The organism is Streptomyces capitiformicae (assembly GCF_002214185.1).
In the GTDB taxonomy this organism is placed as follows: Bacteria; Actinomycetota; Actinomycetes; order Streptomycetales; family Streptomycetaceae; genus Streptomyces; species Streptomyces capitiformicae.
In genome coordinates this window covers 3353422-3368687 of record NZ_CP022161.1, presented here as the reverse complement: position 1 = coordinate 3368687, position 15266 = coordinate 3353422, and the positions used below count along the sequence as shown (strand labels likewise).

The following is a 15266-nucleotide window of genomic DNA, read 5'->3' as shown; positions in this document are numbered from 1 at the left end:
GCCATGACCGACAGCCCCACTGACAGCCCCATTGGTAAGCCCGCTGACAACCCCGCTGGTAAACCCGCTGACAACCCCGCTGGTAAGCCCGCTCCGGAGGGGCGCGCGCTGTCCCTGGCGATCGGTGACCGCCGCCGCGGACGCCCCGAACCCTCCCTCGACGACCCGGTGTTCCACATCTCCGACCTGGACGTCTGGTACGGCGACCACCAGGCCGTACGTGACGTCACGATGACCATGGGGCGCCGCCAGATCACCGCGATGATCGGCCCGTCCGGCTGCGGCAAGTCCACCGTGATCCGCTGCCTGAACAGGATGAACGACCTGATCCCCGGAGCCCGCGTCACCGGCAAGGTCTCCTACCACGGCGAGAACCTGTACGACGCCGAGGTCGACCCCATCGAGGTGCGCCGCCGCATCGGCATGGTCTTCCAGAAGCCCAACCCGTTCCCCAAGTCGGTCTACGACAACATCGCCTACGGGCCGCGCGTGAACGGTATGAAGGGCAATCTCGACGACCTGGTCGAGGAGGCACTGACCAGCGCCGCCCTGTGGGACGAGGTGAAGGACAAGCTCAAGTCGAGCGCGCTCGCCCTGTCCGGCGGGCAGCAGCAGCGGCTGTGCATCGCCCGCGCCATCGCGGTGCGGCCCGAGGTGATCCTCATGGACGAGCCCTGCTCCGCGCTCGACCCCATCGCCACCGCCCGTATCGAGGACCTGATGGCGGAACTGGCGGCCGACTTCACCATCGTCATCGTCACCCACAACATGCAGCAGGCCGCCCGCATCTCCGACTACACCGCCTTCTTCACCGCGGACGTCGACACCGAGGGTGTACGGCACGGGCGGCTCGTCGAGTACGACACCACGGAGAAGATCTTCGAGAACCCCGCGGACCGGCGGACGGAGGACTACATCACCGGCCGCTTCGGCTGACGTTCTGCCGAACGGCGTCCGCCTCCTTTGCGCACCACACGCAGGAGTACTACGGCTGACACCCGAGCCACATCAGCCACCGGAGACGGCTGGTGACAGCGGTCCCGGAGGCGCTGACGAGTGGCAATCCCCCCGACCTGCTGCTGGCCGAACCGGACCCTGAGATCGCCCGGAGGGCCTTGGCCCGCTTCACGGCGGCAGGCGTACGGACCCTGGTCTGCCACGACGGCGCCGAAGCCCTGCTCTAGTCGGCGCCCCACTGCCGGTGGTGGGGGCCGTACAGGTCACCGTGCTGATCGCCACACTCCATCCGGTACCGGCCATCGTCGGCGCCGGACCCGACGGCGCGGCAGAGGCGACGGCGGCCCAGGAGGCCGGAGCCGTCCCGCACGGCAACCACGGCGCCCGGCACACACCGGCTGTGACACCAACCGCTTCCGCGGCGGGCGCGGGCACCGCACAGGACTTCCACAACACCCCCGCGGCCGTCCCCGAGGCCGACGCCGCGCAGACACTCGTGGCCGGTGACATCGAGCTCGACATCCCCGGATTCCACGTCTTCGTACGTGGCCGGTCGCTTCTGTTGCCGGTCCGCGAGTTCCCGCAGCTGCGCTACCTCATGGAGCGCCCCGACAAGGTCGTCAGCCGCCGCGAACTGACCAAGGCCGGCATGGGCTACCGGCTGGAGTGCGGACGGGAGGACAGCGACAGCGTTCCCGCCCGAAGGAAGGTGAACGCTGGGTGAACAAGTGGCGGGGTGAATCTTCGGGCGTCCAGGGAACGTCTGATCGATGCTTAGCCTGAATAGATGAGCATCACTATGTATGACGCGGCGTCGGAGGCGGAGGAGGGTGAGGCGGCAGGTTGTGCTCCCTCGCTGGCCTGCCTCCTGATCGACCGCGACGAGGCCGAGCGGCTGGCCACCATGCTGAAGGCCATAGCCGACCCCACCCGGCTGCAGCTGTTCCGGCTCATCGAGCGCGCTCCCCAGGGCGAGGCGTGCGTCTGCGACCTCACCGCATGCCTCGGGCTGCGCCAGCCGACCGTCAGCCACCACCTGAAGGTCATGACCGACGCCGGTCTGCTGGACCGCGAGCGCCGCGGCACGTGGGTCTGGTACTCCATCCACCACGACGGCGTGCGCCGCGTACGGCAGATACTGGACCCAGCCGGCGAGCCGGAGCCCACGGAAAACGCGGCCGCCTGACCGCCACCGAGTCCTTCACCCCGCTGAGCCGCCCAAAATCGCGGACCTACTACGGAGACCCGATGGAGCGACGTCAGCTGGAGTACTTTCTCGCCGTGGTCGAGCACGGCGGATTCACGGCCGCGGCCATCGCGCTCCATGTCGCGCAGCCCTCGCTGTCGCATGCGATCCGGTCCCTGGAACGCGAATTCGGCGGAAGGCTCTTTCACCGCCTCCCGCACGGCGTCGCCCTCACCGCGGCCGGTGAGGCGCTGGTCCGGCCGGCCCAGCAGGTGCTGCGCGACCTGTCCACGGCCGGCTCATCGGTCCGGGAGGTCCTCGGGCTCAGCGGCGGCCGGCTCGACATCGTTTCGCAGACGACCCTGTCGGTCGATCCGCTCGCCGGCATGCTGGGGCGCTTCCATCACGCGCATCCGAAGGTCTCCGTGCGCGTCATGGACCCGGAGCGGGGACCTGCCGTGGCGCACATGGTCGCGGCCGGGACGTGCGAACTCGGTCTGGTGGACGCCTCGGTGAGCACGGCGGACCTCCGCGGGATCGACCTGCCGGCGCAGGAGATGCACGTCGTGCTGCCCGCGGACCACCCGCATCCGGCAGGCGACACCATCACCTCGCGCGAACTGGCGGCGCTGGACCTGATCGTGACACCGCCGGGCACCGAGACCCGGGCGGCGGTGGACGACCTGTGCACCGCGCTGGGCGTCGCACCGCGGATCGCGGTGGAGACCGCGCACCGCGCGATGATCGTGCCGCTGGTCCTCTCCGGCGTCGGTGCCTCCCTGCTGCCCGCTTCCATGGCCCGGGACGCCGCGCTGCGCGGGGCCCGGATGCTGTCCCACCGGCCGCGGCTGCTGCGCCACGGCCGACTGGTGTGGCGGTCGGGTCCGCTGTCCCCCGCGGCCCAGGCGTTCGTGGACCTGGCCCGGGACTGATCGTCCAGCAGGTATAGAAGTTTTCTATTGCCTTCATTCAAAACTGGTTCGCGGGAATTCAAGGTGACTTGTTGACCGGCCTCGGTGACAACTGAGACTTTTCCGGGGCAGCGAATCGGAGAAATGAATGAATGAATTCGACGGCGGACGGCACATACTTCCGCGCCCCGACACCAGCCGCCCGCTGACGACCACGATGGACGTCCACGACCAGGCGACCCCCTTCACTCCCATCGGCCCGGTCCCGCCGCCCGCGGACGCACCGAACGTGGTGATCGTGCTGGTCGACGACCTCGGATTCGGCACCTCCAGTGCCTTCGGCGGACCGTGCGAGATGCCGGCCGCGCAGCGGCTCGCCGACAACGGGCTGCGCTACACCCGCTTTCACGTGACCGCCCTGTGCTCGCCTACCCGGCAGGCCCTGCTGACCGGGCGCAACCATCACTCGGTGGGCATGGGCGGCACCACCGAGATGACCACCGCGGCCCCCGGGTACAACGGGTTCCGGCCGCGCAGCGCGGCGACCATGGCCCAGATCCTGCAAGGCAACGGCTACAGCACGGCCGCCTTCGGCAAATGGCACCAGACCCCGCCGCGGGAGATCAGCGCGGTCGGGCCGTTCGACCGCTGGCCCACCGGTGAGGGGTTCGACACCTTCTACGGGTTCATGGGCGCCGAGATGAACCACTGGTACCCGCTGCTGTACCAGGGCACCACTCCGGTCGAGCCGGATCGCCGGCCCGAGGACGGCTACCACCTGTCCGAGGACCTCGTCGACCACGCCATCGACTGGGTGCGCACCCAGCGCACGCTGACCCCCGACCGGCCGTTCTTCACCTACCTCGCGCTGGGTGCCGCGCACGCGCCGCTGCACGTCGGCCGGGAATGGCAGGAGAAGTACCGCGGACGGTTCGATCACGGCTGGGACCGGCAGCGTGAACTGACCCTCGAGCGGCAGAAGGAACTCGGAGTCGTCCCCCCGGAGACGGAACTCGCGGCATGGGCCGAGGGCGTTCCCCACTGGGACGAACTCACCGACAACCAGCACCGGCTGGCGGCCAGGTTCATGGAGACGTTCGCCGGGTTCACCGAACACGCCGACGTGCAGGTCGGCAGGTTCGTCGACGCGCTGGAGGAACTCGGCGAACTGGACAACACCCTCTTCCTCTACATCCTGGGCGACAACGGCGCCTCGGGCGAAGGCGGCATCGAAGGGACGATCGTCGAGCACCGGCTGGGCCACGGCGTGGTGGACGACCCGGACGAGATGATCGACCACATCGACGAGATCGGCGGCCCGCTCAGCTACCCGATCGCCCCGGCGGGCTGGGCGCTGGCGCTGAACACCCCCTACCAGTGGACGAAGCAGGTGGCCTCGCACTTCGGCGGCACCCGGGACGGCATGATCCTGCACTGGCCGCGGGGGATCCCCGAGCGCGGCGGCCTGCGCCACCAGTTCTCGCATGTGATCGACGTGCTGCCGACGATCCTGGACTGTGTGGGAGTCCCGGCACCGTTCAGCGTGGACGGGGTTCCGCAGCAGCCCGTCGAGGGCACGAGCATGCGGCGGACGCTCGCCGATCCCCACGCTCCCGAGCATCGCCGTACCCAGTACTTCGAGATGTGCGGCAACCGGGGCATCTACCACGAGGGCTGGATGGCGGTCACCCGGCACGGCATCCCCTGGGAGATGGTGCCGGACAAGCACCGGAGGTTCGCCGACGACGTCTGGGAGCTCTACGACCTGCGCGAGGACTGGAGCCAGGCGCGCGACCTCGCCGCCGAACACCCCGAGAAACTGCGCCGGCTGCAGGACCTGTTCCTGATCGAGGCGGCGAAGTACCAGGTCTTCCCCCTGGACGACCGGGTCACCGAGCGGGAGAACCCGGCCATGGCCGGCCGTATCGATCTGCTCGGTGACCGGACGTCCGTCACCTATCGCGCGGGAATGCGGCGGTTCACCGAGGAGACCACACCCAACGTCAAGAACCGCTCGCACAGCATCACGGCGGACGTCGAGTTGCCGGAGACTGCGGCCGAGGGCGTGATCATCGCGCAGGGCGGCCGATTCGGCGGCTGGACGCTGTACTTCACCGAGGGCAGGCCGGCCTATGCCTACAACTACTTCGGCATGAGCCTGTACACCGTGCGCGGCGGCGAACCCCTGCCACCGGGACGGCACGAGATCCGGCTCGAGTTCGACTACGACGGCGGAGGACTCGGCAAGGGCGGGACCGCCACCCTCCTGGTGGACGGAGAGAAGCACGCGACCGGACGCATCGAGCGGACCATCGCGTACTACTTCTCCTTCGACGAGACACTCGACGTCGGAGTGGACCTGAGTACACCGGTGACCGACGACTACGCCGTCCTCGACAACGAGTTCACCGGGACCATTCGCACGGTGCGCGTCGATGTGGACGCCCGGAGCGCCGAATCGTCCGAGTGCGACGGCGGACTGCACCGGCGCGTCATGGGGGCGCAGTGAGCTGCTGCACGCCGTCCGGCGACCGGGCGGCGGACCGGACACCGGAACTCCGGCAGACCGCCGTTCTCCCGGCGGCCACCGAGGGCATGGTGGCCGTCCCCGCCGGAGAGTTCCTCATGGGCAGCGAGGACCCGCTCTCCTACCCGGCAGACGGGGAGGGCCCGGTGCGCACGGTGTACGTCGACGCCTTCTGGATCGACGCCTGCGCGGTGTCCAACGCACAGTTCGCACGCTTCACCGCTGACACCGGGTACCGCACCTCCGCCGAGCGGATCGGCTGGTCGTTCGTGTTCGCCGGGTTGCTCCCGGACGACTTCCCGCCCACCCGGGGGGTGGCGGCCGCGCCTTGGTGGCGACAGGTCGAGGGCGCCGACTGGCGTCGTCCCGACGGGCCGCACTCCACCTGGGAGGACCGGGCGGATCATCCGGTCGTCCATGTCGACTGGGACGACGCCCGCGCCTACTGCGCCTGGGCGGGCAAACGCCTGCCCGCCGAGGCGGAATGGGAACGCGCCGCCCGCGGCGGGCTGCACGCGAAGGTGTTCCCCTGGGGCGACGAGTTCGAGCCGGGCGGCCGTCCCCGGATGAACGTGTGGCAGGGCGACTTCCCGAACCGGCACCCGACGGCCGACGCCTGGTACGGCACCTGTCCGGTCGACGCCTACGAGCCAGGCGGCTTCGGCCTGTACAACGCCACCGGCAACGTCTGGGAATGGTGCGAGGACGCCTTCGGTGGCGGGCAGCGCGTCGCCAAGGGCGGCTCCTACCTCTGTCACGCCTCCTACTGCCGCCGCTACCGGGTCGCCGCGCGGCAGGGCCTTTTCCCGGACTCGGCAACCGGCAATGTGGGGTTCCGGTGCGCCCTGGACATGACGTGACCTCTATAAGGAGCAGGACCATGGCGAAGAGAGCAGGACAGTGGCGTTCCGGCGCGGCGGGGATGGCCGTACTCGGTCTCACCCTGACCGCCTGTGGTGGGGCGAAGGTCGGCGACGACTCCGCCGTGGCGGCCGGCGACTCGGGCAAGTGCGGCACCTTCAACCTCGCGGTCAACCCGTGGGTGGGCTACGAGGCGAACGCGGCGGTCGTGGCCTACGTCGCGGAGAAGGAACTCGGCTGCGAGGTCGTCAAGAAAGACCTGAAGGCCGAGATCGGCTGGCAGGGGTTCGAGACGGGCGAGGTCGACGCCATCCTGGAGAACTGGGGCCACGACGACCTGAAGAAGAAATACATCACCGAGCAGAAGACCGCCGTCAACCTCGGCCCGACCGGCAACAAGGGAATCATCGGCTGGTACATCCCCCCGTGGATCGCGAAGAAGTATCCGGACATCACCGACTGGAAGAACCTCAACAAGTACGCCTCGAACTTCAAGACCTCCGAGTCGGGCAGCAAGGGCCAGCTCCTCGACGGCGACCCGTCGTACCAGACCAACGACGAGTCCCTGGTGAAGAACCTGAAGCTGGACTTCAAGGTGGTGTACGCGGGCAGCGAGACCGCGCTGATCCAGGCATTCCGGGACGCCGAGAAGAACAAGAAGTGGGTGATCGGTTACTTCTACGAGCCGCAGTGGTTCTTCTCGGAGGTGCCGCTGGTCCACATCGACCTGCCCAAGCACACGGCAGGCTGCGACGCGGACCCGGCGAAGGTCGCCTGCGACTATCCCGTGTTCGACCTCGACAAGATCGTCAGCACCCGGTTCGCACAGTCCGGCAGCCCGGCCTACGACCTGGTGAAGAACTTCAAGTGGACCAACACCGACCAGAACACCATCGCCAAGGACATCGCGCTCGCCAAGATGACACCGGAGGCGGCGGCGAAGAAGTGGGTCGAGGCGAACCCCGACAAGGTCGAGGCGTGGCTCGGCTGACCTGCCAGGGGACCCGCCAGGGGGTGCTGTGCGGGACTTTCGCCACACCCCCGGCCGGCCTCACGCGCCCGCTCCCCGGGACACGTACAGCCGGGGAGGAGGCCAGCAGCCAGGCCAGGCCTGTCTGGTGCGCGGTGGCACCGTGTCGGTCCGCCACCTCGGCCAGCCGCTCGGCAAAGCGGATGCCGCCTCCCCACCGCTACCGGTGGTCGGTGAAGCCGAATCACTCGGTGAGCTGTCGCTCGTGCATGCGCTGCCCGTCACCGGAGCAACGACAACCGCACCAACAGGGACCATCCGCCGCAAGCGCATGTCCTCTTCCCCCCCGTGAGAGCGCCTCGGTCGCCGATCACTTCCCAACCCGGTGCGTCAACCGAGTAGTTGGAATCAGGGCTGCGCGGCCCTAGCCCTGCCCGCTGGTCCGTTCGGCTCGCTGCGGTCGCCGTCCGGAGGGGTTCCGCCCAGAGTGGGTGGGGTGGCCCGACCGGAAGAGGTGTGGGTAGCCGGGAGTGAGGAGTGAACAGCGTATGAGTCCCAAAAAGGTGGCGCCGGCGGTGGCAGAAGGCTTCCCCACTGCCGCGGTCGCGTTCGAGATCGCCTCGGAATGGGAGCCTGGCCAGCTCATCGACAACGAGGAGGTCGGTCTGCGCCTGAACCGGATGATGACGGACGGGCTGCCCGCCGCGCCGGTCACGCCGCCGCCCGCGCCGACGGCGGCCGGCCCTGCCGCTCACATGGCCCCGGCCGGGCTCGGCGAAGCCGGGTGGAACGTGGTCGCCGGGACGGCGCCGATGCCCGCGCCCATGGTGACGGAGCATGATCTCCGCTCCCTGGTGGCGAGGCTCGTGCGGGCCTCCCAGCGGGTACGCAAGGACCACCGGCAGTTGAGCACCGCCGAGCGGGACCGGTTCAACGAGGTGCTGCGTAAGCTCGATGGCAAGCCGGCGTACAAACAACTCGTGGCCGACCACGAGGACATGAGCCACCGGCACCACACGATGCACGGGATGGGGCCCGTCGCCACCCTGCGTTTCCTGCCCTGGCATCGCGCCTACTGCCTGAAGTTCGAGGATCTGCTCCGCTCGGTCGACCCGGCGGTCACGGTTCCCTACTGGGACTACGCCAACGACCACGCCCGCCCCGACTGGGTGTGGAAGCCCAGCGGCGTCACCCGGCCGACTCCCGCGACCAGCGGTCTGCCGACCCAGGCGACCATCGACGGGCTCCTGGCCCGGCCCACGTACACCGCCTTCACGTTCGGAAGAGCGATGGCCGGAGTACAGCCGAACGGCTTGGAAATCGTCGCCCACAACAATGTGCACAACTGGTGCCGTGGGACGCTCAGCCAGCCCATGACCTCGTCGCGCGACCCGATCTTCTTCCTGCTGCACGCCAACGTGGACCGTATCTGGGACCAGTGGCAGCTGACCCACAGCGGCGGCCCCGACGTCACCGGCGCCGACGCCGGCCTCGACCCCTGGTGGACCCCGGCCGCCGGCGGCCTCACCACCGACACCGTCAAGGACATCACCGTCCTGGGCTACTCCTATCAGTAGGTCCCGGAGAGTTCGTCGGGTGGGATGTCGTCCCGCACATCGCCGGTTCGCACCGCCTCGGCCAGCAGGTCCGTGATCGTGCCGTGCACTCCCTGTCAGGCGGCCATCATCAGCAGCATGGCGGACATGGTTCCGCCCATGCCGATATGAGCGGCGAGGGCCGCCTCGGGAGCGGCGCCGATCCGGCGGCGCCGGCCGCTGTGTCGACCACGCTCCGCCGGGCGGGTCCTGTCCCACGCGGAGAGCGACAATGACGCCAGGTACACGACGACCGTGTCCGGCATGGTCAGCAGCCAGCGGGCCCAGCTGTCCCGCCGACCGCTCTCGCGGCCGTCGGCGTGGCTGTTCGGTTTCGTACCGCTCCTCTTCTCACCGCGCACGCGCGTCCACACGGACGCGGCGATCGACAACAGGAAGTAGAGGGCGAGCGCGGCGATCACCCAGCGCCAGATCGCGGACGACGAGGTGTCGGCCCCGGCGGTGGCGGCATGGGCGGTCATGCCCGGCATGGACTCCATGCCGGCGGAGTGCTCCATGCCGGCGGAGTGCTCCATTCCTGCGGCGTGCTGCGCGCCTCCCGTGTGGTCCATGCCCGGCATTCCGGCCATGGCGTGACCGTGGCCCAGGGCGAGCACGGTCCCGGAGGACGTGCTCGTCATCGCCAGTGTCATGATCACCATGCCGAAGCTGCCGACGATGAGGTGTACCCAGTGGCGGCCGTACGCCCAGCCGCACTCGCGCGTGTGCTTGACGGCCAGCGCGACACCACCGAGCCCCATGACGGCGAACGCCGCCGACCACCACAGGCCGTACTCCGCGTACCAGGCCACTGTCATGGGCAGGGCCATCACGGCCATGGACAGACCCATCAGCAGGTCACCGCCCGCCGCGAACCGGGCCTCGCCTCTGGTGGTCATCACCCGGACCGCGCTCACGGCGGCAACGAGGGTCGCCACCGCCGCGATGGACCAGCTCAGAGCAAGAGTTCCCATATCCACTCTTCCCGTTGTCCCGCTCGGGCGGGCTGACACGGGGACGGTCGTCGGCCGCTGTGCGCCCGGCTGCGTCACCTCGAAGTCATCAGCTTCCAGGACCCCTAGTACGTCTCGGGGCGCCAGAGTTCTCAGAGGGTCCATGGATCGCGGCCACTGGCCGGTGACGCGCCTGGCCCGCCGCACGGCGTCATGGGTGTCCGACGCCGGCTCGGACCGCTTCAGGGGTTCTCCTCACTCCCCCTTGATGGATACCCCTAGGGGGTATACGTTCCTGGTGTGGGCCGGCCACGGAACGGGTCACACTGGACGGGATTGGGGATGAAGGTCATGGATGACAGCGCTCACCACACCGGAACGACGCACGACCACGCCACTCACGCGGGCCACCACGCTTCCGCCGACCAGGCGGCGCACCAGGGCGGGCACGCCGGAGCGTCCTGGGGTACGGCTGCGAAGGCGACGCTGCACTGCCTGACCGGGTGCGCCATCGGCGAGATCCTCGGCATGGTGATCGGCACCGCCCTGCTGTGGGGCAATGTGCCCACCATGGTCCTGGCGATCGGGCTCGCGTTCCTCTTCGGCTACTCGTTCACCCTGTTCGCGGTCCTCCGGGCGGGCCTGAACCTGAGGGCCGCGATCAAGGTGGCGCTGGCCGCCGACACGGTCTCGATCGCGGTGATGGAGTTCGTGGACAACGCGATCATCGCCCTCACGCCGGGCGCGATGGACGCCCATCTGGCGGACGGGCTGTTCTGGTCCGCGCTGCTCGGCGGATTCGGCGTCGCCTTCCTGATCACGACCCCGGTCAACAAGTGGATGATCGGCCGCGGCAAGGGCCACGCGGTCGTCCACGCCCACCACTGAGCTGGCCCAGGTCACCGCCATGGCCTCGTGTCGGCAACTCGGTCGGAGGCGGGCCGGAGGTGGATCGGAGCAGGCTCCGCGACACGGTCTGCCCGGGATGGACACCGCCGAGACGGTAGCCATGTCGTCGGGGTGAGTTCTTCGCGATCGGTCCCGTCGTTCAGCGGGTTCGACGTCCGCAGGTTTCGCGGAGATGGCTGTTCACGCCCTTGGGTACGACATTCTGGTCGCGGCGGACGATGCTCAGTGTGCTGCTCCAGCCGGAGCACGCGGTCGAATGGCCCTTCGCCGTGTATTCGACGACGAGCACACTGTTGTCGAACGCTTCGGCGAACTCGTCGCACTCGTTCCACTTGCCGCACTCCTCCACCACGGCGAAGTCCAGGCCCACGGACGCACGCTCGGACACCAGCTCCAGGGTGTTCTTCTGGGCGACGGCCAGGCCCTTCGCATGGGCGTGCGCCACCAGTAGCTTCATGAACGCCGTGGCCTGACCGGCTGTGAGGTAGTCCGGGAAGCGGGTGAACGTGTCGTAGTTGTCGGGCTCGACGGCCTTGTAACCCTTGGTCGCGCACTCGCCGATCCAGACATTCACCTTCGAAGCGATGCGCTGCCGCTTTGCCTCCGTGCGGATGTCCAGGACCGCCTCGCCCCAGTCCTTGTCGTAGACCACATCCCCGTTGGCGTCGCGCAGCAGCAGGTCGGAGTCCCAGTCTCCCTCCGCGTTCTCCTGTGCCTGGAAGGCGTTGAAATTGCAGATGTTGTACGCGCCTGGCGCGGCCGCGTCCTCGTGGCTGCGACTGACTACCCGGACGCCGTCCGGCAGGGCGTACGCGCCGCCGATCTGGTAGTCCCACGGCACGTGCTTCGGCGGTGGAGTCACTGTCGCGGCGGAGACGGACGAGGGTGCGGTGGCAGGCGCGGTGGGCGCGGTGGTCGACTGGGAACTGTCGTTCCGGTGCGCCCCGGTTCCCGTCGACGTCTGCACTGTCTTCACCACCGTGATGCTCAGCCCGGTGACGACCAGGGCCGCGGCGAGGGCGATGAGGACGCGCCGTCCTCGACGTCCGTGACCGGCCAGGGTTCTGTCCGCGCGCTCCTCACCCCCGGTGGGGACAGGGCGTGTCCCGGAAGCCTGGCGACTGGGGCGGGCTGAGTCGGCCGCTCCCGGCGCGACGGGGGTGGTGGCATCGGGCAGCGTCAGAAGCATCCGGTGCAGTTCGGCAAGTGCGGGCCGGCCGGCCGGATCCTTGGCCAGACAGAGTTCGGCGATGCTCCGGAGCGGTTCGGTGACCCCGTCCAGGGCCGGAGCCTCGAACATCACCTGATAGCCCGTCAGGTACGGACTGCTTCCGTCGAACGGACGGGTACCGGTGGCCGCGTACACCAGCAGGGAACCGAGAGAGAACACGTCCGACGCAGCGGTCACTTCCCGCGGCGAGCTGAACTGCTCCGGCGACATGAAGGGCGGGGTGCCGATCAACCGCCCCGTCACGGTGAGGGCTTCGTTGTCGACGGCGTGCGAGACGCCGAAGTCGATGACGCGGGGCCCGTCCTCGGCCATCAGGACATTGCTCGGCTTCAGATCACGGTGCACCACACCCGCCTGGTGGATGTCCCGCAGCGCCTCGACGAGGCCGAGCGCGAGCGTGCGCAACTCACCTCCGCTCAGCGGGCCGTCCTCGGCCACGACATCCGACAGGGTGCGGCCCGGCACATACAGCGTCGCCATCCACGGCTGCTCGGCGTCCGGATCGGCGTCCACCACCGGGGCCGTGAACGCACCGCTGACCCGGCGGGCCGCCGCTACCTCCTGTCTGAAGCGCGTCCGGAACTCCTCGTCCTGCGCGTACGGCGGGTGCACGACCTTGACCGCGACCTGCCGTCCCGAGGCCGAACGGCCCAGATAGACGACGCCCATGCCGCCACTGCCGAGCCGGTCGATCAGCGCGTATCCGCCTATGGACTCCACATCACCGGGCCTCAGCGGCATCACCCGTCACCTTTTCCACGCGCCGTGCCTTCGAAAGGCTGTTCAGGGGGATCAGATTAGTCCGAGGATTTCGCCGTGAGACAGCCTTCACGAGTCGCGCTGATCCCCGCGACTGCGCTCGGCGCGCGCCGAGCGACCGCAAACGCCCCCTAGTTGTCGGACATCGCCGTCCAGCCGTACCCGAAGTAGTCCGCGGGGCTGTTGCCGTCGACGGCCTCGAAGGAGTGGTGCAGGGGGGCGCTGCCGTACCGCAACCGACGCGGGTTCTTCTCGTCCGTCAGCAGACGCTGCTCCTGGTCCATGAGCTCTTTCAAGCAGATCCGGTGGGTGGTCCGGGTGAGCCGGTACATCGAGAGGACGTCGCCGTCGAAGGTGGCCCTGCCGATGAAGTCGTTGCAGCCGGCCTTGCCGGTGACCGTGCCGTTCCGGTGGAAGACGTAGTACACCTCGTTGCCGCCGACGACCGGCAGGATGGTGTCGGACACGACCAGATGGTCCAGCCGCCATCGGGAGCCGAAGAGCCCCTCGGGCCGCATCAGTTTCACCGCGACGTAGTCGCCCCGCTGGTTCTTCAGGTCCATCGTCAGGCTGTCGACGCGCCGGTTGATGGTGAGCGGCCCGCTGAAGAGCTTCCGCAGCTTCCCCTCGAAGGCTCGATACGACGCCGGGCACCGCCCGGTCGGGGCTGTCCCCTCGGTTCTCTCGCCCACGGTGAGCGCTGTCTCGGTGACCGTGGTCGCCGCCTTGAACGGGGTGCATCCGTAACTGCCCTCGGTCGTGTTGTCGTAGCCGAACTCGACCCAGGCGGCGGCACGGGGCGGCGCGGTCGTCGCCCGCCCGCCGACGGTGACCCACTGCACGTACCAGCGCGCCCCCACCAGCAGCCCCCCGTTCCCGCCGGGGCCCTTCGCGGTGGGCGGGGCCGTGGCCCGTCTCGTGTCCGTCGACGTGCACCCGGTGATGAGGAGCAGGGCGGCGAGCAGGGATCCGACGACGGTTCCGGCACGGAGCCCACGCCTGACGTCTATATGCATGAAGTGTCAGACGGACGAGGCCCGCGTGGGGTTGCGGAGTCCCTCCTCGACCCCGTGATGCCGACGACGGCATCGCCGGCACCACGGGGCATCAGCGCAGCGCGCTCTTCTGCTGCCACTCGGTCCACGAGAGGTTCCACGCGCCGAATCCGTTCCCGGGTGCGACCACGCCCTTGGTGTCCTTGCCGGTGATCTCGAACGGGTTGCCCGGCCGCACCTGCCCGTAGAACCAGGCCGCGTCCGCGTCGCTCATGCCTATGCATCCGGAACTCCGGTTGGCGTTGCCGAACCAGCGGGCGTTCCACGGGGCGGCGTGCGCGTACATGCCCGACCAGGTCAGCCGCATCGAGTAGTCGACCATCTTGTTGTACGCGTCGGCCAGGCCCACCGTCTCGGAGTTCATGTTGATCGTGCCCTCCTTGGCCATGAGCACGGCGGTTCCGCGCCAGGAGCGCTTGTCACCGCCGGGCGTGCCGCCGGAGACCGGTATGCGCCGGACCGTCTCACCGTCGCGGACGAGCGTGAGTTGGTGCCTGTCGAGGTCCACCTCGACGATCTGCCGGGCACCGATGGTGAAGGTGGTCGTGTAGTCGCGTACGAACCAGCCGCCGGCCGCGCCCGAGTCGGTGCCGTTCAACTCGGCGTTCAGAGTGACCTTGGTCCCGGGCTTCCAGTACGACTTGGGCCGCCAGTCCACCCGGTCCCTGCCCGACCAGTCGCGTATCCAGCCCCAGGAACCCTCGGTGTGGTTCGAGGTGGTGATCCTGAGCTGCTTCTCGACCTCGGCCCGGTTCTTGACGGGATGGTCGAAGACCAGGGAGATCGGCTGGGCGACGCCGACGGTGGTGCCGGTGCCGGTGCCGGTGCCCGGTCGCCAGTCGACCTTGTTGACCTTGTCCGCCGGAGCCGTGGTGAAGGCCGCTTCGGTGGTTTTCGCGGTTCCGCCATCGGTCCGGGTCGTGGCCGTCACCGCGTATGCCGCGCCGGGTACCGCCTTGCGGACGGAGACCCATGACCGGCCGTCAGCGGCGACCTTGCCGGCGAGCTTGTGGCCCTCGGTGTCGGTGACGGTCACCGAGGTGAGGGTGCCGCCTGAGGCCGTGACGCGTACGGGTTCGCCCGCCGGGGTCCGTTCTCCCGTGGGCGTGACAGTGACCGTGACGGCGCGGTCGTCGGCGCTGGGCGTCACCTTAGTCTCCGCCTTGCTTGCCGGGCAGGGGAGGCCGAATCGCCGCCGGGGCGATTCGGCGTCTCGGGAGCTACGGCGGTGAGTTCGGCCTCGAGCCGTTCGTGGTGCCAGCGGTTGAGGGTGCTGTGGTCGGGGGTTGCCGTGGAAGGCAAAAAGCGTGCCGGTCACTCTCATGGGTGATGTTGATCGAAGGCGTGCGCGA

14 protein-coding genes are annotated in these 15266 nt (G+C 69.0%); 10 read left to right on the top strand and 4 right to left on the bottom strand.

Annotated features, from left to right (window positions below; all coding sequences use genetic code 11):
- The first annotated feature begins 3 nt into the window (after positions 1-3).
- The 9 genes from pstB (at position 4) to CES90_RS14865 (ending at position 8989) form a co-directional block, all read left to right on the top strand.
- The gene (gene pstB, locus CES90_RS14905; protein WP_229914102.1) at positions 4-936 is read left to right on the top strand and encodes a phosphate ABC transporter ATP-binding protein PstB; all 933 of its coding nucleotides are present in this window, start codon (positions 4-6) and stop codon (positions 934-936) included.
- 92 nt (positions 937-1028) lie between these two features.
- Positions 1029-1184, top strand: coding sequence for a response regulator (locus tag CES90_RS14900; RefSeq protein WP_189785450.1), 156 nt, complete (start codon positions 1029-1031; stop codon positions 1182-1184).
- Positions 1185-1204: 20 nt separating this feature from the next.
- On the top strand, positions 1205-1681 hold the full coding sequence (locus tag CES90_RS14895; protein ID WP_189785451.1) for a response regulator transcription factor: 477 nt from the start codon (positions 1205-1207) through the stop codon (positions 1679-1681).
- Between the two features lie 63 nt (positions 1682-1744).
- A complete protein-coding gene (locus CES90_RS14890; protein WP_189785452.1) occupies positions 1745-2143 on the top strand; it encodes an ArsR/SmtB family transcription factor in 399 nt (132 codons plus the stop codon).
- Between the two features lie 62 nt (positions 2144-2205).
- A complete protein-coding gene (locus CES90_RS14885; RefSeq protein ID WP_189785453.1) occupies positions 2206-3075 on the top strand; it encodes a LysR family transcriptional regulator in 870 nt (289 codons plus the stop codon).
- Between the two features lie 127 nt (positions 3076-3202).
- The gene (locus CES90_RS14880) at positions 3203-5563 is read left to right on the top strand and encodes an arylsulfatase (protein WP_189785454.1); all 2361 of its coding nucleotides are present in this window, start codon (positions 3203-3205) and stop codon (positions 5561-5563) included.
- Between the two features lie 86 nt (positions 5564-5649).
- Entirely contained in the window at positions 5650-6441 is a 792-nt protein-coding gene (locus tag CES90_RS14875; protein WP_189785500.1) for a formylglycine-generating enzyme family protein, read from the top strand.
- Positions 6442-6461: 20 nt separating this feature from the next.
- Complete coding sequence (locus CES90_RS14870; protein WP_189785455.1) at positions 6462-7433, top strand: ABC transporter substrate-binding protein; 972 nt, start codon at positions 6462-6464, stop codon at positions 7431-7433.
- 527 nt (positions 7434-7960) lie between these two features.
- Positions 7961-8989 carry a tyrosinase family protein gene (locus tag CES90_RS14865; protein WP_189785456.1) on the top strand — a complete coding sequence of 343 codons (1029 nt, stop codon included), beginning with the start codon at positions 7961-7963 and terminating at the stop codon, positions 8987-8989.
- A 95-nt stretch (positions 8990-9084) separates the two neighbouring features.
- Here the strand turns inward: CES90_RS14865 and CES90_RS14860 are convergent, their stop codons facing one another.
- Positions 9085-9981 carry a DUF5134 domain-containing protein gene (locus tag CES90_RS14860; protein ID WP_189785457.1) on the bottom strand — a complete coding sequence of 299 codons (897 nt, stop codon included), beginning with the start codon at positions 9979-9981 and terminating at the stop codon, positions 9085-9087.
- Positions 9982-10311: 330 nt separating this feature from the next.
- Here CES90_RS14860 and CES90_RS14855 point away from each other — a divergent pair, with 330 nt between their 5' ends.
- On the top strand, positions 10312-10848 hold the full coding sequence (locus tag CES90_RS14855) for a DUF4396 domain-containing protein (RefSeq protein ID WP_189785458.1): 537 nt from the start codon (positions 10312-10314) through the stop codon (positions 10846-10848).
- Positions 10849-11008: 160 nt separating this feature from the next.
- Here the strand turns inward: CES90_RS14855 and CES90_RS14850 are convergent, their stop codons facing one another.
- The 3 genes from CES90_RS14850 to CES90_RS14840 form a co-directional block, all read right to left on the bottom strand.
- Entirely contained in the window at positions 11009-12841 is a 1833-nt protein-coding gene (locus CES90_RS14850; RefSeq protein WP_189785459.1) for an endo alpha-1,4 polygalactosaminidase, read from the bottom strand.
- Positions 12842-12990: 149 nt separating this feature from the next.
- Entirely contained in the window at positions 12991-13875 is an 885-nt protein-coding gene (locus tag CES90_RS14845) for an META domain-containing protein (RefSeq protein WP_189785460.1), read from the bottom strand.
- A 91-nt stretch (positions 13876-13966) separates the two neighbouring features.
- Positions 13967-15238 carry a L,D-transpeptidase gene (locus tag CES90_RS14840; RefSeq protein ID WP_373313495.1) on the bottom strand — a complete coding sequence of 424 codons (1272 nt, stop codon included), beginning with the start codon at positions 15236-15238 and terminating at the stop codon, positions 13967-13969.
- Positions 15239-15266 lie beyond the last annotated feature (28 nt).

Bases quoted from the DNA above. Each gene is read 5' to 3' on its own strand.
- pstB (WP_229914102.1), top strand. From the start codon at position 4: ATGACCGACAGCCCCACTGACAGCCCCATTGGTAAGCCCGCTGACAAC.
- CES90_RS14890 (WP_189785452.1), top strand. From the start codon at position 1,745: ATGAGCATCACTATGTATGACGCGGCGTCGGAGGCGGAGGAGGGTGAG.
- CES90_RS14885 (WP_189785453.1), top strand. From the start codon at position 2,206: ATGGAGCGACGTCAGCTGGAGTACTTTCTCGCCGTGGTCGAGCACGGC.
- CES90_RS14880 (WP_189785454.1), top strand. From the start codon at position 3,203: ATGAATGAATTCGACGGCGGACGGCACATACTTCCGCGCCCCGACACC.
- CES90_RS14875 (WP_189785500.1), top strand. From the start codon at position 5,650: ATGGTGGCCGTCCCCGCCGGAGAGTTCCTCATGGGCAGCGAGGACCCG.
- CES90_RS14870 (WP_189785455.1), top strand. From the start codon at position 6,462: ATGGCGAAGAGAGCAGGACAGTGGCGTTCCGGCGCGGCGGGGATGGCC.
- CES90_RS14865 (WP_189785456.1), top strand. From the start codon at position 7,961: ATGAGTCCCAAAAAGGTGGCGCCGGCGGTGGCAGAAGGCTTCCCCACT.
- CES90_RS14860 (WP_189785457.1), bottom strand. From the start codon at position 9,981: ATGGGAACTCTTGCTCTGAGCTGGTCCATCGCGGCGGTGGCGACCCTC.
- CES90_RS14855 (WP_189785458.1), top strand. From the start codon at position 10,312: ATGGATGACAGCGCTCACCACACCGGAACGACGCACGACCACGCCACT.
- CES90_RS14850 (WP_189785459.1), bottom strand. From the start codon at position 12,841: ATGCCGCTGAGGCCCGGTGATGTGGAGTCCATAGGCGGATACGCGCTG.
- CES90_RS14845 (WP_189785460.1), bottom strand. From the start codon at position 13,875: ATGCATATAGACGTCAGGCGTGGGCTCCGTGCCGGAACCGTCGTCGGA.
- CES90_RS14840 (WP_373313495.1), bottom strand. From the start codon at position 15,238: ATGAGAGTGACCGGCACGCTTTTTGCCTTCCACGGCAACCCCCGACCA.